The sequence below is a fragment of the Photobacterium piscicola genome, from assembly GCF_900166965.1.
Taxonomy (GTDB): domain Bacteria; phylum Pseudomonadota; class Gammaproteobacteria; order Enterobacterales; family Vibrionaceae; genus Photobacterium; species Photobacterium piscicola.
The window spans coordinates 19414-39011 of the sequence record NZ_FUZI01000013.1 but is presented as its reverse complement, the minus strand read 5'-3'; the positions used below and the strand labels follow the sequence as shown (position 1 = coordinate 39011).

21 protein-coding genes are annotated in these 19598 nt (G+C 41.9%); 3 read left to right on the top strand and 18 right to left on the bottom strand.

Annotation, left to right across the window (positions count from 1 at the left end):
- Positions 1–45 precede the first annotated feature (45 nt).
- The 10 genes from atpB to CZ809_RS18720 form a co-directional block, all read right to left on the bottom strand.
- Positions 46–849, bottom strand: a complete 804-nt coding sequence (atpB, locus tag CZ809_RS18765) for a F0F1 ATP synthase subunit A (RefSeq protein WP_080159058.1) — start codon at positions 847–849, stop codon at positions 46–48.
- An 8-nt stretch (positions 850–857) separates the two neighbouring features.
- The gene (locus CZ809_RS18760) at positions 858–1247 is read right to left on the bottom strand and encodes a F0F1 ATP synthase subunit I (RefSeq protein ID WP_080159057.1); all 390 of its coding nucleotides are present in this window, start codon (positions 1245–1247) and stop codon (positions 858–860) included.
- A 175-nt stretch (positions 1248–1422) separates the two neighbouring features.
- Complete coding sequence (locus tag CZ809_RS18755) at positions 1423–2322, bottom strand: ParB/RepB/Spo0J family partition protein (protein WP_080159056.1); 900 nt, start codon at positions 2320–2322, stop codon at positions 1423–1425.
- An 8-nt stretch (positions 2323–2330) separates the two neighbouring features.
- Entirely contained in the window at positions 2331–3125 is a 795-nt protein-coding gene (locus CZ809_RS18750) for a ParA family protein (protein ID WP_080159055.1), read from the bottom strand.
- 17 nt (positions 3126–3142) lie between these two features.
- On the bottom strand, positions 3143–3763 hold the full coding sequence (rsmG, locus tag CZ809_RS18745) for a 16S rRNA (guanine(527)-N(7))-methyltransferase RsmG (protein ID WP_080159054.1): 621 nt from the start codon (positions 3761–3763) through the stop codon (positions 3143–3145).
- Between the two features lie 10 nt (positions 3764–3773).
- Complete coding sequence (mnmG, locus tag CZ809_RS18740) at positions 3774–5663, bottom strand: tRNA uridine-5-carboxymethylaminomethyl(34) synthesis enzyme MnmG (RefSeq protein WP_080159053.1); 1890 nt, start codon at positions 5661–5663, stop codon at positions 3774–3776.
- Between the two features lie 426 nt (positions 5664–6089).
- Positions 6090–6536 (bottom strand): FMN-binding protein MioC, encoded by a 447-nt coding sequence (gene mioC, locus CZ809_RS18735; RefSeq protein WP_080159052.1) that lies wholly within the window; start codon positions 6534–6536, stop codon positions 6090–6092.
- Positions 6537–6889: 353 nt separating this feature from the next.
- Positions 6890–7657, bottom strand: a complete 768-nt coding sequence (locus tag CZ809_RS18730) for an ABC transporter ATP-binding protein (RefSeq protein ID WP_080159051.1) — start codon at positions 7655–7657, stop codon at positions 6890–6892.
- Positions 7654–8694, bottom strand: a complete 1041-nt coding sequence (locus CZ809_RS18725) for a FecCD family ABC transporter permease (protein ID WP_080159050.1) — start codon at positions 8692–8694, stop codon at positions 7654–7656. Before CZ809_RS18725 ends, CZ809_RS18730 begins: the two co-directional genes overlap by 4 nt.
- Positions 8672–9589: an ABC transporter substrate-binding protein gene (locus tag CZ809_RS18720; RefSeq protein ID WP_080159049.1), complete on the bottom strand. Its 918-nt coding sequence runs from the start codon at positions 9587–9589 to the stop codon at positions 8672–8674. Before CZ809_RS18720 ends, CZ809_RS18725 begins: the two co-directional genes overlap by 23 nt.
- 140 nt (positions 9590–9729) lie before the next feature.
- Between CZ809_RS18720 and CZ809_RS18715 the strand changes: the two genes are divergently transcribed.
- Positions 9730–10269 (top strand): cobalamin adenosyltransferase family protein, encoded by a 540-nt coding sequence (locus CZ809_RS18715; protein ID WP_080159048.1) that lies wholly within the window; start codon positions 9730–9732, stop codon positions 10267–10269.
- A 66-nt stretch (positions 10270–10335) separates the two neighbouring features.
- Here the strand turns inward: CZ809_RS18715 and mnmE are convergent, their stop codons facing one another.
- The 8 genes from mnmE to CZ809_RS18675 form a co-directional block, all read right to left on the bottom strand.
- Positions 10336–11703, bottom strand: a complete 1368-nt coding sequence (mnmE, locus tag CZ809_RS18710; RefSeq protein WP_080159095.1) for a tRNA uridine-5-carboxymethylaminomethyl(34) synthesis GTPase MnmE — start codon at positions 11701–11703, stop codon at positions 10336–10338.
- 116 nt (positions 11704–11819) lie between these two features.
- Positions 11820–13460: a membrane protein insertase YidC gene (gene yidC, locus CZ809_RS18705; protein WP_080159047.1), complete on the bottom strand. Its 1641-nt coding sequence runs from the start codon at positions 13458–13460 to the stop codon at positions 11820–11822.
- A gap of 2 nt (positions 13461–13462) precedes the next feature.
- Positions 13463–13720 (bottom strand): membrane protein insertion efficiency factor YidD, encoded by a 258-nt coding sequence (gene yidD / locus CZ809_RS18700; protein WP_080159046.1) that lies wholly within the window; start codon positions 13718–13720, stop codon positions 13463–13465.
- Complete coding sequence (rnpA, locus tag CZ809_RS18695) at positions 13687–14043, bottom strand: ribonuclease P protein component (RefSeq protein WP_080159045.1); 357 nt, start codon at positions 14041–14043, stop codon at positions 13687–13689. The genes yidD and rnpA overlap by 34 nt, the downstream gene beginning before the upstream one ends.
- 15 nt (positions 14044–14058) lie before the next feature.
- The gene (rpmH, locus tag CZ809_RS18690; protein WP_006233350.1) at positions 14059–14193 is read right to left on the bottom strand and encodes a 50S ribosomal protein L34; all 135 of its coding nucleotides are present in this window, start codon (positions 14191–14193) and stop codon (positions 14059–14061) included.
- A gap of 183 nt (positions 14194–14376) precedes the next feature.
- Positions 14377–15114: an amino acid ABC transporter ATP-binding protein gene (locus CZ809_RS18685; RefSeq protein ID WP_080159044.1), complete on the bottom strand. Its 738-nt coding sequence runs from the start codon at positions 15112–15114 to the stop codon at positions 14377–14379.
- Complete coding sequence (locus CZ809_RS18680; RefSeq protein WP_080159043.1) at positions 15111–15782, bottom strand: amino acid ABC transporter permease; 672 nt, start codon at positions 15780–15782, stop codon at positions 15111–15113. Before CZ809_RS18680 ends, CZ809_RS18685 begins: the two co-directional genes overlap by 4 nt.
- An 81-nt stretch (positions 15783–15863) precedes the next feature.
- Complete coding sequence (locus tag CZ809_RS18675; RefSeq protein ID WP_080159042.1) at positions 15864–16619, bottom strand: amino acid ABC transporter substrate-binding protein; 756 nt, start codon at positions 16617–16619, stop codon at positions 15864–15866.
- Positions 16620–17096: 477 nt separating this feature from the next.
- Here CZ809_RS18675 and dnaA point away from each other — a divergent pair, with 477 nt between their 5' ends.
- Positions 17097–18494 (top strand): chromosomal replication initiator protein DnaA, encoded by a 1398-nt coding sequence (dnaA, locus tag CZ809_RS18670; RefSeq protein ID WP_080159041.1) that lies wholly within the window; start codon positions 17097–17099, stop codon positions 18492–18494.
- Between the two features lies 1 nt (position 18495).
- Entirely contained in the window at positions 18496–19596 is a 1101-nt protein-coding gene (gene dnaN, locus CZ809_RS18665) for a DNA polymerase III subunit beta (protein ID WP_080159040.1), read from the top strand.
- Positions 19597–19598: the final 2 nt, after the last annotated feature.

Sequence of the window (19598 nt, the reverse complement as noted above, 5' to 3'; positions counted from 1 at the left end):
GTCGGCTAAAGTGCCAATAAAAAATCTAAAATTTACAAATAATCGTTAATGATTGTCTTCATGCGCCTGAGACAGGTACACAATAGTTAACATCATGAATACGAATGCTTGAATTGTAATGACCAGGATGTGGAAAATAGCCCACGGTACCGAGCCTAGCCATTGAGCCCACCACGGCATCAACGCCGCGATAAGAATAAACACCACTTCACCAGCAAACATGTTACCGAATAAACGCATACCTAAAGAAATTGGCTTCGCAATCAGCGATACCACTTCAAGTAGTAAGTTAAATGGAATCATTACTGGGTGATTGAACGGGTGAAGAGCCAGTTCTTTTGCAAAGCCGAGTAGACCTTTCACTTTGATGCTGTAGTAAATCATCAATGCGAATACACCTAACGCCATTGCCATAGTGATGTTAACGTCAGCACTTGGAACCACCTTCAAATAAGGAATTCCAACACTTTGTGCGGCATACGGAAGAAAATCAATTGGCACAAGGTCCATGATGTTCATCAGTAAAATCCAACAGAAAATGGTTAGTGCTAACGGAGCAACAAGTGGATTGCGGCCATGGAAAGTATCTTTAACGTTGGTATCAACGAATTCAACAATCATTTCCACAAAACATTGTAACTTGCTTGGAACTCCTGATGACGCCTGTTTTGCTACCTTACGAAATACCCATAAAAAGAATAATCCGGTTAAGACAGAAAAAATAAGGCTGTCGATATTTACCGTCCAGAAACTACCTTCACTCGCTAAACCTAGCTTATCAGTCGATAAGTTAGTTAAGTGGTGGGTTATGTAGCTTGACGGCGTTAGCGCTTCACCTGGCGCAGCCATAACTCATCCTATTTGTTGTTGTTAATGAATAAAACCGGTCCAAAAATATTAATACCAAGGACCAGCAAATAGGTTAGTTGGAGGGGAACAAGTTCCACCCCTTTATACAGGTAAGCTGCGGCAAAAAGGATGACTGTAATGAGGATTTTGAGCACTTCTCCGCCATAAAATGACGCCATGACTAATCGTGCCTTCCTGGCACCACTGTACATAAACGCACACATAGCAAATACGGCATTGGCAATTACAAAAATACCACCACCGATAAGTGCAGAGATTCCCCAGTCAACATTGACAGCGAAGACTGCCGTTAATGCCGTAACTACTACGACGCCAGATTGTAGTAACAGCAACCGCTTTGCCAATTGGCGTCCCGGTTTCACTAGCGCCGATACCATGTATTCGTTCCTCGAGTCCATTCCACGACACATGAGTGCAGGGAAATACAGCGAAAATTATACGGCTGAATAGATTGAATGCAATCTTATTGCAGCAAAAAAACATTTATATTTTACAACAAAATAACCCATCAACTTTCACATAACGCTTGAATTAATAATTCTCGCGACTAGATCACAAATCGTGACCAAGCATTGCAAGAATTTGCGTTAGTTTATCTTGTTGATCAAAATTAATAACAATTTTGCCTTTACCATTTTTATTTTGGTTTACGGCAACTTTAGTACCAAAACGCTCGCTCAAACTTAATTGCAATGCCACCGTTTGAGGTTGAGGTGCTAACTTCGCCGGCGTTTCAGTTGGATTTAATAACGTTTTTACTAGCTTTTCAGCCTCACGCACAGTTAACAACTTATTGATGATAATTTGTGCAGCAGCTAACTGTTGTTGCTCGTCTAAGGCCAATAAAGCCCTTGCATGACCCATTTCTAACTGTTTTTGCTCAACCAATTGTTTGACGGCGTCAGATAATTGGTTCAATCGCAATAAATTAGAAACCGCGGCACGTGATTTACCTACCGCATCGGCAACTTGTTGATGCGTTAATGAAAACTCTTGTTGTAAACGTTCTAGCGCACGCGCTTCTTCGATTGCATTAAGATCTTCACGTTGAATATTTTCAATCAGCGCAATCGCCACCGTAGCACGATCATCAACATTTTTAATAATACAAGGTACAACCTGTAGACCCGCTTGACGGGCTGCTTGCCAGCGACGCTCACCGGCAATGATTTCATAACTTTGGCTATCAATACGGCGTACAACAATCGGTTGAATAACACCTTGAGCACGAATCGATTCCGCTAATTCAGTTAACGCATCAGCCGCCATTGCTTTACGAGGCTGATATTGACCTGATTTAAGTGCGGTAACTGCAATCTGGCGTAATTCACCATCAACGGCAGCCTGTTGTGATGCGTTGTCATCACTTTGCTGTTTTTTAGCTTGAGCAACATTGCTGGTGGCTAATAGGGCATCAAGGCCTTTGCCCAAGCCTCGTTTATTGAAATTCATGGAAAACCTTACGCTTCAACCTGGGGGGCTTGCAGTGCTAATTCATCACGGCGAATCATTTCACCGGCTAACGCTAAATACGCCTTAGCACCACTAGAATATTTGTCATAATACATTGCAGGGCGACCGTGACTTGGCGCTTCAGCAAGACGAACATTGCGAGGAATAACAGTGCGATATACTTTATCACCAAAGTGTTTTTTAAGCTGTTGTGACACTTCATTTGAAAGTCGGTTACGGGGATCAAACATGGTCCGCAATAACCCTTCAATTTTGAGATCACTATTAACAACCGCGGTTAATTTACTGATGGTGTCCATCAATGCGGTTAAACCTTCAAGGGCAAAATATTCACACTGCATCGGCACTAACACTGAGTCAGCTGCCGTCATCGCATTGATTGTTAATAAGTTTAGAGATGGCGGACAATCGATAAAAATATAATCGTAATTGTCACGAACAGGCGCCAGTGCATTACGTAATCGCGTCTCACGGGAAAACACTTCCATCAATTTAATTTCAGCTGCAGTTACATCGCCATTAGCGGCTATCAAATGATAGCCACCCGTGGTTTCGTTAATAACAACCTGATTAAATGGGGTTTCTTCAACAAGAAGATCATAAGCGGTAGATTCGACTTGATATTTGTCGACCCCACTAGCCATGGTAGCGTTACCTTGAGGATCGAGATCGATCACTAATACTTTACGCTGCGTAGCAGCCAATGAAGCAGCCAGATTGACACACGATGTTGTTTTACCAACACCACCTTTCTGATTTGCAACAGCTATGATTCTTCCCACAAAAAAAACCTCAACAATTAATCTTTTGCCGTTAAAACAACTAAATGACGTTCACCATCAAGTTCAGGTACTTGCAAAGATTTAACTTCAACAACAGTACACCATTCAGGTAAATCGGAGACTTCATCCTGATGGTACTGACCTTTAAGAGCGAAAAACTGGCCGCCTGACTTAGGCAAATGGTGACACCAATTAACCATGTCTGACATTGAAGCAAAGGCACGACTTAATACCGCATCAAAACCTTCACCGGGATCAAACTCTTCAACTCGACTTTGAACTGCAGTCACATTGGTAATTTTTAGCTCATGGATCACTTGGCGAATAAATCGAATTCGTTTACCTAAGCTATCAAGCAGCGTAAATGATTTATGCGGGCACATAATTGCTAATGGAATTCCAGGTAAACCCGGCCCCGTACCCACATCAATGTAACGCTCACCATCTAAATATTGGCTAACAACAATGCTATCCATAATGTGTTTAACTAACATTTCATTAGGATCACGCACAGAAGTCAAATTATACGCTTTATTCCACTTATGCAGCAGTTGCACATAACCAATCAATTGATCGAGTTGTTGTTCTGTGACCTGCAGGTCAGTTTGAGCGATAAGTTGTATTAAACGTTGTTTCATTATCGAGCCCTTATTCGCCTTTTTTAAGCAAGCCGTGTTTTTTCAAATAAACCAATAGTAATGAAATAGCGGCTGGTGTAATACCTGAAATACGTGATGCCATGCCTACAGATTCAGGCTTCGCATCATTAAGCTTAATTACGACTTCGTTTGATAAACCTTTCACTAAGCTGTAATCAAGATCAAAAGGTAGTTTAGTGGTCTCATGGCGTAATGATTTTTCAACTTCATCACGTTGGCGATCAATATAACCTTGGTATTTAATCTGAATTTCAACTTGCTCACGCGCTTCAATGTCTTCGTGTGCTGGCGCGAACGTTTCAATTGTCGTTAATTGTTCGTAAGTAACTTCAGGGCGACGAAGAAGATCCTCACCATTCGCTTCACGAACGATCGGTGACTTAAGGATCTTATTTAAACTCTCAATATGATTCGAGTTTGGATTAACCCAAATCTCTTTCAAACGTTGACGCTCTTGTTCCATATTTTCTAATTTTTGATTGAAACGCGCCCAGCGCTCATCATCAACTAGACCTAATTCACGTCCCATTGGTGTTAGACGTAAATCAGCATTATCTTCACGTAACAACAAGCGATATTCCGCACGTGACGTAAACATACGGTACGGTTCTTTAGTACCAATCGTTGATAAATCATCGATCAATACGCCCATGTACGCTTGATCACGACGTGGACTCCAACCTTCTTTGTCTTGGGTTTGAAGGGCAGCGTTCATGCCTGCCATTAGGCCTTGAGCAGCCGCTTCTTCGTAACCGGTCGTACCGTTAATTTGTCCCGCAAAGAACAATCCATCAATGTATTTATTTTCAAAGGTTTGTTTAAGATCGCGCGGGTCAAAGAAATCATACTCAATCGCATAACCAGGACGCATAATGGTTGCGTTCTCAAATCCTTTCATTGAGCGCACAATTTGCATCTGAACATCAAACGGTAAGCTTGTAGAAATACCATTTGGATACAGTTCATTGGTGGTTAAGCCTTCAGGCTCAATGAAGATTTGGTGACTATTTTTATCCGCAAAACGCATCACTTTATCTTCAATTGAAGGGCAGTAGCGAGGGCCAATACCTTCAATCACACCAGCATACATTGGGCTACGATCAAGGTTATTACGAATAACCTCATGCGTACGCTCGTTGGTGTAAGTAATAAAACATGGAATTTGACGAGGATGATCCGATTGTTTCCCCATGAAAGAAAATGTTGGGGTTGGATTATCACCATGTTGGGTTTCAAGAATACTTAAATCAACAGTGCGTGCATCAATACGTGGTGGAGTACCTGTTTTTAAGCGATCAACCCGTAACGGTAATTCACGGAGACGATCCGCAAGTGCATTTGATGCAGGATCACCAGTACGACCGCCACTGTAGTTTTCTAGACCAATATGAATTTTACCGCCAAGGAATGTACCGACGGTTAATACCACAGCTTTTGCGTGGAATTTTAAACCCATTTCAGTCACTACACCGGTAGTGCGATGGTTTTCAACAATTAAATCTGTTACAGCTTGTTGGAAAATCATTAAATTAGGCTGATTTTCCAATACGTTACGTACTGCTGCTTTGTAAAGTGCACGGTCTGCTTGTGCACGTGTTGCCCGAACTGCAGGGCCTTTGGAAGAGTTGAGTGTACGGAATTGAATTCCGCCTTTATCGATAGCATGTGCCATCAAGCCACCAAGGGCGTCAACTTCTTTAACCAGGTGTCCTTTCCCGATCCCGCCGATAGCTGGGTTGCACGACATTTGGCCCAACGTATCGATATTATGGGTCAATAGTAAGGTTTTTTGTCCCATTCGGGCAGCTGCCAGTGCCGCTTCGGTACCGGCATGACCACCACCCACAACGATGACATCAAATTTTTCCTGGTAAAACATGAAACTTCCTCAGGTATTTAAATAGCCAGTGAGTTAACTAGAGCAAAGGGCGGACATTCTATCCTGTTTCTTGGCAAGAGAGAATCTTTCATCAAGATCATTTGATCGCCCATTTACGTCTCTTAAATATATATAAGATCTTTTTAAAGAGATCTTCTATTAGATCTACTATTAGGATCCACTGATCGTGTGGATAACCGCTAAATGATCCTTATGATCATGTATTTATAGACGATCATTTGTTGTGGAGTAGCTTGGATCTTCCAGAGGATAGGCTGGGATCAAAATGGCTACTTATACACAGGGGCAGCGGGGTCTATAAGTTATTAAATGGATAACTATGGGTTGATCACCGTTTAGATCTATAGTTATCCACAGATAAAAGCATTAAATAGGATTACAAATTGAGTAACTATTGACCACTTTTTAATCATTTAATACATTTTGCCATTCTTCAAGCCATATTTCTGCGGCATCTTCAGGTACTGGTGTCATTGAAACATCAATATCAAGTCGTTCACCAAGCTGTGTTGCACCTAATGAGAGTAAGCGTGCTTGAATATTTTTACCTGCAGCACAGAAAGTATCGTAATTACTGTCTCCAAGCCCAATAACGGCAAATTTTAGCTGATCAAGAGTGGGATTCTGATCAGCAAGAGCATTTGCAAAGGCGATAAAGTTATCTGGATAATCACCGGCCCCATGGGTTGAACAAATAATAAGCCAAATGGTGTCTTGGTTTAATTGATCAAATTGAGGTTGGTTTGTGATATCGGTTTGATGACCTTGTGCGGTAAGTAAATCGGCTACATGATCGGCGACATATTCAGCACCACCAAGCGTGCTGCCAGTGATCAGCGTAATAGTTGACATAATTGTCCTCAAATTGGCGTTAGATGGGATCATCGATATGAAATGATGAATACCAGCTTGAGATTGTACTGAGATCAAACCCTATAAAGATAGCCTTTATGGCATAAGTGACCATTTTTATTCACTGACAGGGTATTTTTTTTATCCACCAGCATCAAGTGGGGATGAAACAGGGAAAAAATGTGGGTATTTATACAAAAAAATGAAGTTTTATAGCAATTAAGATGATCATTACGGCGATGGAAGATAAAAGGGATTTGGTCTTAATAAAAGATCTTACCCACATGATCCCCTTATTGTTTGCACAAGCTTATGATCTTTAATTATTGCGATCATCATACTGATCGCAATAATTAAATGATCTTGTTTTTTCGAGGTAAAATAACCAGTTTTTGGGTGGTTGGATGAGGGATAACGCTGACATGGTGGTGATAAAGTGCATTAATTTGGGCGGATGTTAATACGTTTTGAGGTGTATCAAAGGCAATTTGTTGGCCTTGTTCAAGCAATAATAAACGATCGCAAAATGTGATGGCCGTATTAAGGTTATGAATGGCAATTAGTGCGCTTTTGCCTTGTTGGCAATGGTGGCTCAAAATATTAAGTAAGAGCGACTCATGGCCAATATCAAGGCTGGCTGTGGGCTCATCAAGTAGCATAATGGCGGCATTTTGAATCAGTAACCGTGCAAAATGTACCCGTTGTTGTTCACCACCAGAGAGTTGGTTGATTGGGCGTTTTAATAATGGTTTTATCTCTAACTGATTAATAATGCTTGTTATTTTTTGTTCTGATATCGACGAGGATTGGTGATGGCCATAATGAATAATATCTTGAACCACAAAGCCAAATGCGGGTTCGGTGTGCTGAGGTAAATAACTTAAATATTGTGCCCGTTGTTGATGGTTGTAGCTGCTGAGAGGGCGTTCAAATAGAGAAATATTGCCACTTTTAGGTGCAACAAAACCGCTCAGGCATTTTAATAAGGTACTTTTCCCTGCGCCATTAGGGCCGATAATTCCGACTAACTCACCGGGATTAATCGCAAAATTGATATTCTGCAATAATGGTTGTGATCCTTGGTAATAACTTAATTGGGTTATTTTCAGTGATGGGATCATGATGGTAATCCTTTATATTGGCTGCGTATGAGTAGAGCAATAAAATAGATCCCGCCTATAACCGCGGTGATAATCCCCGTCTTTAATTCATTGGGAGCAATAACGGTACGGGCAATAAGATCACACGCTAATAAAAACATTGCGCCAAATAATGCTGAAAATGGTAATAAAATACGATTATTCGGTCCTATTAGTAACCGTGCTAAATGCGGCACTATTAAGCCAATAAAACCAATTGGGCCCGCTACAGCAATGGCCATTGCGGTGAGTAAGGTGGTCAGTAGTAATAATAATCGGCGGCTGTGGTTAACATTTATTCCCATGCCGTGGGCATTTTGCTCACCTAAAGCCAGTAAATTTAAGGTCTGACCGTGGCGTAATAATAGCCATCCTGTAATGATAATAATGGGGGTTGGCCATAATAATTGTTGCCATGTACGCGCGTCTAATCCTCCCATGGTCCAAAAGACAAACTCACTCACTTCATATTGTTGAGCGGTTAACAATACGCCCATGGTTAATCCACCTAATAAACTCGACACGGCGAGCCCGGCTAAAATGATGAATAAACCATGTTGTTGAGTTTGACGAGCAATTAAATAAACGATTGTTGCCGTTATTAATGCGCCGATGGCTGTAACAAGGGGTAATAACGCAGGATTGACGACCGTTAAGCCACTGACAATCGCCACCACTGCTGCAAAGCTACTGCCTGCACTGATACCTAAGATATCGGGACTAGCGAGGGGATTTCTAAACAAACCTTGGCTGCATGCTCCAGCTAACGCTAACGCACTTCCTGCTAATATAGTGGCACAAGCGCGGGGCAAACGGATCTGTAATATGATGGCTGAGGCGAGGGGATGTTGTTGCTGAGCTAAGGTTTCCCCTCCCTGAATATAACTGGCAAGCATGGCAACAATATCATGCATGGGAATGGCAACTGATCCGAGGCTCAAATAAAGCATGAGTAGCACCAGTAATGCGGTAACGGCTAATAGACCTTGAACGGGTTTAATGTATGGATGGGTGAACATGAGACTGATAAACCTTATGATTAAGGTAGATGATAGCATCGGCAATATATTGGCTATCGGTTGAACGTAATGAATGTGGCAAGCTGATAACGCGGCGATCACGAATGGCCGTTAATGTTTGCAAGGCTGGATCGTGTAATAGCTGTTGTTTAAAGCCATTGTTATTTTCACCTGGAATAATAATTACATCAGGGTTTAGGGCTAACAGTTGTTCTTTCGCTATTGGAACTTGGCCAAATTTATCGCCATTGGTATTGGCAATCACGTTGTTAAGCTGGGCGTGACTAATAATGGTATTGATAGTGGAGTTATGATTGCTGGATGCGCCCCAGGGGGTGTATTCAATAGCAGTTAGCTTGTGCTGTGGAATAATAACCTGTTGTTTAAGTTTGGTGTTCATCTTGTCAACCACAGCCATCGCCGCTGCATTTTTATTGACGAGCTTGCCAACTAATAAAATGTTTTGTTCAATATTTTTGAGGCTATAAACGGTTTTAATAACAAAAACATTGATACCTGCTGCACGTAATTGAGCAATTTTAGGTCCATCACTCCAACTGGCCACCAGCACTAAATCTGGACGTTCGGCAATGATACGTTCCACGTTTAGATCACGTAGCGGTAATGTCTCTGGAATTTTATCGGCAATAATTGAATAAGTCGGGTCCTTACTTAAACGACTTAAACTGGTGATGTTTTTTAAGGGCAATAGTGCCATTAATACTTGATCACTAAACATGCTTTTAGAGTCAACTTGTGTCGGCATCGTGGTTAATGTCAGTGGGTGCTGACTGGCATCTGTGACGGTGATTGGGTATGAGGTTTGTGCACTTAAACAGGCTGTGCTAGTGCATAGGCAGCCTATAAAAAATAAATTTTTAAGTCGTGAATACATAATTTTCCATATGCTGCTAATAGTGAGCTTACCTCATCCTTGGTAAGCAAATTTTGCGGACATAGTTAGTGATTTTTTGAGCGCTGTCAATGGTCGTCTTCTGTTAGAATTACGTATATTTGGCAAGGAATAACACAGTTATGGTATTAAAATTTTCGGGTGATATTGATGAACTTGCTTATCCCTTTATTTTTGAAGATTCCCCGTTATGTGATTTTGAAATTCTCACCGATGAATTATGTACGTATGTGGGATTAGCTATTTCACAACTGCAAGATGATGAAGTGCGACAATCTTTATCATGGTTACAACCACGTATTTTTAACCTCAATGGATCTATTCGAGGTAAGTGCGGTATTTTTGAAGCGGATATTATTAAGTTGAAAGCGGATTATCATTATTTTCGCGCCCAAGTAACCGATAACAATAAGCGCTTTGTATTACCACGAGGGATAGGCGCGGTGGTGCAATTACATCAATGTCGGAGTTTATCGAAGAAGGTGGTGCGTCAATTAGTTAACGTTGATGCGGTGGGTAAAAAGGTGCCTGAAACATTACCTCGATTCAGTAATTTGTTGGTGAATTACTTTTTTGCATTAACGCGAGTGCTTAATCAGCAGGCTGGGATTGAAGAGCCTGAATATATCAGCATAAATTATCCTTCGCCCGAAGCTAAATAATAATAAAAAACGCCACATATCAATTATATATGGCGTTTTTTTGTTACTTATATATTGGGTTAGTATTTACTTACCAATACAGAAAGAAGTAAAGATACGTCCAAGTAAATCATCCGATGTAAACTCACCTGTGATCTCACTTAAGTGCTGTTGAGCTAACCGTAATTCTTCAGCCAGAATCTCACCTGCCATAAAGCCTTCTAGTTGCTCTTTACCGATCACTAAATGTTCAGCTGCACGTTCAAGGGCATCTAAGTGACGACGACGTGCCATAAAGCCGCCTTCCGTCGTGCCTGCAAATCCCATACATTGCTTTAGATGTTCGCGTAAGTCGTCGACACCATCGCCTGTGCGCGCTGAGAGGCGAATTAAGGTTGAGTCATTAACTTCTGTAATGCCCGTTACTTCACCGGTAAGTTCGGCTTTATTGCGAATTACCGTTAAGCCCATGTTGGCCGGTAAGCGTTCAATAAAATCAGGCCAGATATCTTTAGGATCGGTAGCATCGGTGGTAGTGCTATCAACCATGAATAACACCCGATCGGCATGTTCAATTTCCGCCCATGCGCGTTCAATACCAATCCGTTCTACTTCATCGGTTGCTTCACGTAAACCTGCGGTATCAATAATGTGTAATGGCATACCGTCAATGTGAATATGTTCACGTAATACATCACGGGTTGTACCTGCGATATCGGTCACAATCGCGCTGTCTTTACCTGATAAGGCATTTAATAGGCTTGATTTACCAGCATTAGGGCGACCTGCAATCACTACCTTCATGCCTTCACGCATGATTGCACCTTGGTTGGCTTGTTTACGCACATCAGCCAAGCGATCCATGATGTTATTGAGATCACCACTGACTTTGCCGTCAGACAGAAAATCTATTTCTTCTTCAGGAAAATCAATCGCCGCTTCGACGAAAATACGTAAATGAATTAAAGCTTCGACTAATTCATTTACCTTGTTTGAGAATACGCCTTGCAGTGATTTAAAGGCACTTTTTGCTGCTTCTTCTGAGCTGGCATCAATTAAATCAGCAATGGCTTCTGCTTGGGCTAAATCAAGCTTATCGTTCATAAAAGCACGTTCTGAGAACTCTCCAGGGCGTGCAGGACGAATGCCTTCAATGTTAAGAATGCGACGGATCATCATGTCCATCAATACTGGGCCACCGTGGCCTTGCAGTTCTAATACATCTTCACCCGTGAACGAGTTAGGGCCTTTAAAAAATAGCGCGATCCCTTGATCAAGCGCGGTCCCATCTTCATTTTTAAATGGCAGGTATTCAGCGTAACGGGTTTTTAACTCACGGCCAGCAACGGCAAGGGCTACTTCTTTCGCTTTAGGACCTGAAACGCGAATGATGCCGACGCCGCCACGGCCCGGTGGTGTTGCTTGTGCAACGATAGTATCGATATGTTGATTCATAACCTTGGCTTTGCTTGAAAATGACTTGATGATTGTAAACCACTGTGAGGGCTTACGCCTAATCTGACCCATAAAAAAAGGCGACCCTAAGGTCGCCTTTCATTCACAGGGACAGCTTATTTAGCTTTGCTGTGTAAACCTTTTTTCTCCAACGCGCGGAAAATAATGGTTTGTTGAATCAGGGTCACAACGTTTGATACTAGCCAGTAAAGCACTAGACCAGAAGGGAACCATAGGAAGAAGAAAGTAAACATAACCGGCATAAAGGTCATGATCTTCTGCTGCATTGGATCCGTTACTGTTGATGGGCTGTTCTTTTGAATAAGGAACATTGATACACCCATAAGAACAGGTAGGATGTAGTACGGGTCTTGTGCTGATAGATCCGTAATCCAACCGAAGAATGGCGCATGACGCAATTCAACTGATCCCATTAGTGCCCAGTACAGTGCGATGAAAATTGGCATCTGTAGCATGATAGGTAAACAACCACCAAGTGGGTTTACTTTCTCTTTTTTGTACAGTTCCATCATTTCTTGGCTTTGACGTTGACGGTCATCACCTAAACGCTCACGCATTGCCTGAATTTTTGGCTGTAGCATGCGCATTTTCGCCATTGAGGTGTACTGCGCTTTTGTTAGTGGGTACATAGCACCACGAACAATTAGCGTTAGGATGATGATTGCAACACCCCAGTTACCTACAATACCGTGAATGAAAGAAAGCAATTTATGCAATGGACTAGCAATGAACCATAACCAACCGTAATCAACCGTTAGGTTTAGGTTAGCGGCTGTTGCTGCCATTTCTTTTTGCAACTTAGGACCAAGCCATAGTGTTGCTTTAATTTCTTTTGTTTGACCAGGAGCAACAGTCTCTAACGGCATACGTACGCCGATGTAACCTACACCGTTGTTATCGCTGCTGTAGACTTGAGACGTTTGGTCTTTGCCATCACGAGGGATCCATGCTGATACGAAGTAGTTCTCCATAATCGCAACCCAGCCGTCATTTGCTGACTGGTTAAGGTTCTTCTCTTTGATGTCATCAAAACTGTATTTTTTGTATTTAGTATCATTAGCTGAGTATGCCGCACCATTGTAGGTGTGCATTGCCATGCCTTGAATACCGCCGCCAGTTTTGCTTTCTAGGCGGTGACGAAGCTGTGCGTACATTTGTACTGTTGCAGGCTTGTCAGTTTTGTTGTCGACAGTGTAGTCAACATTAACCGCATAATCGTTACGCTTGAAAACGAACGTTTTGATGTAACTAATGCCATCACGAGTGAATGTCATTGGTACACGTAGTTCGTTTTGGTCTGGTGCCATGACGAAGCTTTTCGCCGTCACCGCGTATTGTGCGCGACCATGTGTTTGTGAGTCAGAACCATTAGTGCCGATTAAGCCTGATTGCGCAATGTAATCGCGGCCGTCAGTATCACTTAACAGAACAAATGGGTCTTTAGAATCTAGGGTGTTGTCGTATTTTAGTAGTTTTGCATTGATAACATCACCACCAAGCGTGTCGACTGTTAATTCCAGTACATCCGTTTTAATGGTAATTAAGTTAGTTGAAGTTTTCTGGTCAGCCAGTGGTTGATTATCACTTGAATGTGATGGAATACCACTATTGTTATTGACTTGTTGCTCTACACCCGGCTTCGTTGGTTGCGGGTTTTTGTCGCCATGCCATTGTTGAAATAGCAAGAATGAGACAAACAGTAGGGCAATTAACAGAATATTACGTTGGGAACCCATGGTTAATGTTCTCTGTCGTTATGCTTGGTTGGCGGAACGGGGTCGTAACCACCGTCATTTAAAGGGTGACATTTTAATAGACGTTTCGCCGCTAACCAACAACCTTTTCGCGCTCCATGCGTTTTTACAGCTTCGATCGCATATTGAGAACATGTAGGGGTGAACCGACAGCGTGGTCCAAGGAGAGGACTGATTGCCAGTTGGTAAAAGCGGACTAGTCTTACGACTAGCCACGCGACGGGCGAGACAGGCGATGCCATAACTTATCTAACAACGTAAATAGTTCTTCGTTACTCAACCCATTGGCTGATTTCTTGGCAATGACTACGAAGTCGCAAGCTGGAAGCTGATGTTGTTTTAAACGGAAACTTTCGCGAACAACGCGTTTGAAGCGGTTTCTGTCGACAGCAGTTTTAATCTGTTTTTTTGGAACAGCCAGACCGAGACGGGGGTGGTCGAGTTCGTTAGAACGGGCAAGAATAGTCAAGTGGGGAGAGCCAGCACGATGAGCTTGCTGGAAGACAGTTTTATAATGTTCGGGAGTTAACAAACGTAACTCCCGAGAAAAAGCGAACTTATTCAAAATAATCGTCGATGATTACTTAGAAAGACGCTTACGGCCTTTAGCGCGACGTGCATTGATTGTTGCACGACCGTTCTTAGTTGCCATACGAGCACGGAAGCCGTGACTACGCTTACGCTTAAGAACAGAAGGTTGGAATGTGCGTTTCATGGTTTTACCTTAAATTAACTGATCAGTTTTTAAGTTTGTTAGATGTAATTGGCCATAATTGGACAATTACCACGAACAAAGAGGCGGAATTGTAATCACTGACCAACAAAGAGTCAATAATTATACCCACATCTAATGACGGGCGCTGCATTATACGTTTTATAGCGCGAAGTTCAAGGATCCTTATTGGATCCCTATTTGAGTCAAAAAAGCCTTTAGTCGCGGATCGTTAGGGTGATTAAAGATCTGCTCTGGTGGCCCTTGCTCTACAAATTGACCGTCGGCCATAAAGATCACTCTATCGGCGACTTCACGCGCAAATTGTAATTCATGAGTGACGATCAACATTGTTTGTTGTTGTTTTGCCAATTGCTTGATCAAGTTAAGCACTTCATTGACCCACAGTGGATCGAGGGCTGACGTAGGTTCATCAAGTAATAATAATTCGGCTTCTAACGCCATAGCACGACCAATACCCACTCGTTGCTGTTGGCCACCAGAGAGGGCGGCAGGGTAGATATCGGCTTTATCGGCTAAACCAATGTCCGTTAAAATATCAAGTGCGCGTTGCTGTGCTTGTTGTTTACTAAGGCCTTTAACGACGCGTAAACCTTCACTGATATTTTGCTGTGCTGTCAGGTGATTAAACAAAGCATAGTTTTGAAATACAAATCCGGTTTGGCGTCGCAGGGCTAAAATGTCACTTTTTTTAGGCTGTTGGCCATCGACGGTCACATCGTTAATGGTGATAGTGCCACTATTGGCACTTTCAAGGTAATTAAGGCAACGTAAAAAGGTTGATTTTCCGGTGCCTGATGGACCAATGATAGCCACGATTTCACCTTTTTTGATAGTGAGATCAAGATCGCTAAAAATAGTTTGTTCGCCAAAACGTTTAGTGAGTTTGTTTATATTGATCATCGTACGTAAGCCCTATCTAAACGTGTTTCAGCCAATTGTTGTAAGCGAGTAAGCACTATCACCAACACCCAGTATATGATTGCAACAGCAAGAAAAGCCTCAAAGAACTTAAAGCTTGATGATGCTTCCATTTGTGCTTTTGCCATAATTTCAGGTACACCCAGTGTAAAGGCAAGGGAGGTCGATTTAATCATATCGATGAAATAGTTCATGAGCGAAGGTAAAGCGATACGAGTGGCTTGCGGTAAAATAATTCGCAACATGGTTTGCGATTCCGTCATGCCGATAGCAAGACTGGCTTCGCGTTGGCTGCGGTCAACACCGATAATCGCTGCTCGAATACTTTCTGCCATGTAAGCGGCAAAGTGAAGGCTAAGGCCAATAACCGCGGCATTGAATGCGTCTAATCCAACTAAACTTGGTAATACTTGTGGTAAACCGTAATACAGTAAAAATAGTTGTACCAGTAACGGTGTGCCACGGAAGAAACTGATATAAAGTTGAGCTAAAGGGTTAAGTAGCGGCAGTTTATAAATACGAATTAACGCAATAGCTAACCCAAGGAAAAGTGCAAAAATGGCACCAAGAGAGGCCATGGATAATGTCGTTGGTAGATATTTCAACAAAATAGGCATCAACGACAACATATAATTAAAATCAAAACCCATAATGGTGATCCGTTGTACTGGCTATGCAAGCGGGGTAAATAAAGTCACCACCACTTTTGTTTGTGATGGTGAAACGATGAGTTATCGAGTGATGTCAGTATGGAACCACTTGTTTGATATTGCAGTAAGGGTGCCGTCTTTACGCATTGCCACTAAAGCTTGATTCACTTGCTGTTGAAGTAATTTACCTTTGGCGTTATTTAAAAATGGCCATGCACTTTCAACGGTTGCAAATGGCTTTCCTGCTAATTGTAACGGTAAGTGTTTTGTATTAATCACAGCCACTGACGATAGACGATCCATCACAAAGGCATCGGTACGTCCCAAAGCCACATCTTGTTCAATACCACTGTCATAGGTTTTGATGTTGATATTATCGGCATTGGGTAAACCACGTAGTAGTTGCGCGTAGTTTGAGCCCAAGTTGACGCCCACCGTTTTTCCATCTAAATCCGCTGTTGAGTGAATGCTGTCATTGCCTTTTCTTACCACCAATTGCGCACCATCAATGACATAAGGTTGACTAAATAAAAATTTGGCTTGGCGGGCGGGAGTGATGGCGATTTGGTTTGAAATAGTATCAATACGCCCTGTTTCTAACTGGCCAAATAAACCAGAGAAGCTGGCGGTAACAAATTCAACATTATAGTCATTGCGTTTACCAATGGCATTCCAAAGGTCAACTTCAAACCCTTGTAGCTTATCTTGACTAACAAAAGTAAAAGGGAAATAACGACCTGACATGCCCACTTTTACTGTGGTTGCAGCCATAACACTGGTGGTTGTAGTAGCAAATAAAGTACTTGCGATCACTAATGTTTTTATCCAGTTTTTCATTCGGTATTTTCCTTACCTTGATAGGGCTTTATTTGGTGAAAGCATCCTACCTCGATATTTAATCATAAAGATAATAATTAACAGTTATTTGAAATAACCATTTGTTTGGCTAGCGACATATTACTGCTTGAGATTATGCTTTTTACGGCACCTAAAAGAGGGGCTGATTGTTATAAAAGGTTACCCACAGCAGTTGGTTTTCCCTGTGGATGATAATGGCTGATGATATAATGGTCATTATTGAGTAAAAACAGCATTAAACGGGCAATGAAAGACTTATCTTTGTGGCAGGTGTGTTAATATAGCTGTGGGTAAAGGTGGGTTAAATTGTGCTGATCTTGCATTTTATTGTGAGATCTATGTGCATAAGTTCGATCTTATTCACTGGATCTGGGATCTCTTTACTGGCGATCCTTGTTCAGCGAGTATAAAATTATCTTCCTTTTTGTGTTTTGTTTATTCAGTGTGGAGTCTACCTTGTCATCTTCGCTATGGTTGCAGTGCCTTCAACGCCTTCAGGAAGAACTCCCTGCGACAGAATTCAGTATGTGGCTGCGTCCGCTTCAGGCTGAATTAAATGATCATACATTGACATTATTTGCTCCCAATCGGTTTGTTTTAGATTGGGTGCGTGATAAATATCTTAATAATATCAATCGACTGCTTAATGAATTTTGTGGTGCTGATGTTCCGAGCCTGCGTTTTGAGGTTGGTAGCAAACCTGTTGTTGCGCCACCTCAACCTGTTGCGCCGCCGGTTTTTACCTTGCCGCAATCAAGACCTCGCACTGAACCTGAGCCAATGCATTACGAACCGGCACCGTCTCCTGTACAAACGGAATCACCTGGTGGCTATCGTTCAAATGTAAACCCTAAACATAATTTCAATAATTTTGTGGAAGGTAAATCAAACCAATTAGGCCTTGCTGCTTGTCGTCAAGTGTCTGATAACCCAGGTGCGGCTTACAATCCGTTATTTTTATACGGTGGTACGGGGTTAGGTAAAACTCACTTGTTGCATGCGGTGGGTAATGCGATTGCTAATCGTAAACCTAATGCCAAAGTGGTTTATATGCACTCTGAGCGTTTTGTGCAAGATATGGTGAAAGCGCTACAAAACAATGCCATTGAAGAATTTAAGCGTTATTACCGTAGTGTTGACGCTCTCTTGATTGATGACATTCAATTTTTTGCCAATAAAGAACGTTCTCAAGAAGAATTTTTTCATACCTTCAATGCGTTATTAGAAGGTAACCAACAAATTATTTTGACATCAGATCGTTATCCTCGTGAAATTAATGGGGTTGAAGACCGTTTAAAATCACGCTTTGGTTGGGGACTGACTGTTGCTATTGAACCGCCAGAGCTGGAAACCCGCGTTGCTATTTTAATGAAGAAAGCCGAAGATCATAATATTCGTCTGGCTGACGAAGTGGCGTTCTTTATTGCAAAGCGGTTACGCTCCAATGTGCGTGAATTAGAGGGTGCGTTGAATCGTGTGATTGCCAATGCTAACTTTACTGGTCGCGCGATCACGATTGATTTTGTTCGTGAAGCACTGCGTGATTTATTAGCGCTACAAGAAAAGTTAGTGACGATTGATAATATTCAGAAGACTGTTGCAGAATATTATAAAATAAAGATGGCTGATATGCTGTCTAAACGTCGTTCTCGTAGTGTTGCTCGTCCTCGCCAAATGGCGATGGCTTTAGCAAAAGAACTGACAAACCACAGTCTTCCTGAGATTGGCGATGCCTTTGGTGGCCGCGATCATACTACCGTGCTCCATGCTTGTCGTAAGATTGAGCAGTTACGTGAAGAAAGCCACGATATTAAAGAAGATTATTCAAACCTAATTAGAACGTTGTCGTCTTAATATGAAATTTACTGTTGAACGTGAACATTTATTAAAACCTTTGCAACAGGTGACTGGTGCATTAGGTGGTCGTCCATCATTACCTATTTTAGGCAATATTTTGCTGCAAGTTGAGAATGGATGCTTGTCAATGACGGGTACCGATCTTGAAGTGGAGCTCATTGCTAAAATTGCGTTAGAAGGCGATTTTGAAGCGGGTGCTGTGACAGTACCGTCACGTAAATTTTTAGATATTTGTCGTGGTTTACCTGATAGTGCCACCATCGCGGTTATCTATGAAGGTGATCGAGTGTTAATTCGCTCTGGTCGTAGTCGCTATACACTAACGACATTACCCGCTACAGATTTTCCAAATATTGAAGATTGGCAAAGCGAAGTTGAGTTTACGATTGAACAAGGTCGTATGCGTCAGTTAATTGATAGCACCCAATTTTCAATGGCTAACCAAGATGTGCGTTACTACTTAAACGGCATGTTGTTTGAAACTGATGGTCAACATTTACGTTCAGTCGCAACCGACGGTCACCGAATGGCTGTGTGTGCGATTGATACAGGTCATGATTTACCAACCAAGCAAATTATTGTACCGCGTAAAGGGGTACTTGAATTGGTGCGGTTGTTTGATAACCCTGAAGCCTTAGTCAATATTCAAATTGGTCATTCAAATTTACGCGCGACGGTGGGTAATTTTGTGTTTACCTCTAAGTTAGTTGATGGTCGCTTCCCTGATTACCGTCGTGTAATGCCACAAAATAGCACTAAATTTGTTGAAGCAAGTTGTGATGAAATGCGTAAAGCGTTTGCACGAGCGGCGATTTTATCCAACGAAAAGTTTCGTGGCGTAAGAGTCGGTTTATCTAACGGTGAAATGCGTATTACTGCTAATAACCCTGAACAAGAAGAAGCGGAAGAGTTTCTTGATGTTGATTATGAGGGCGATAGCTTAGAGATTGGTTTTAATGTTAGCTATGTGCTTGATGTATTAAACACCCTAAAGTGTGATCAAGTGCGGTTGTCATTATCGGATGCGAATGCGCCGTCATTAATTGAAGATGCAACCAATGATGAAGCCATGTATGTAGTAATGCCAATTAGACTGTAATT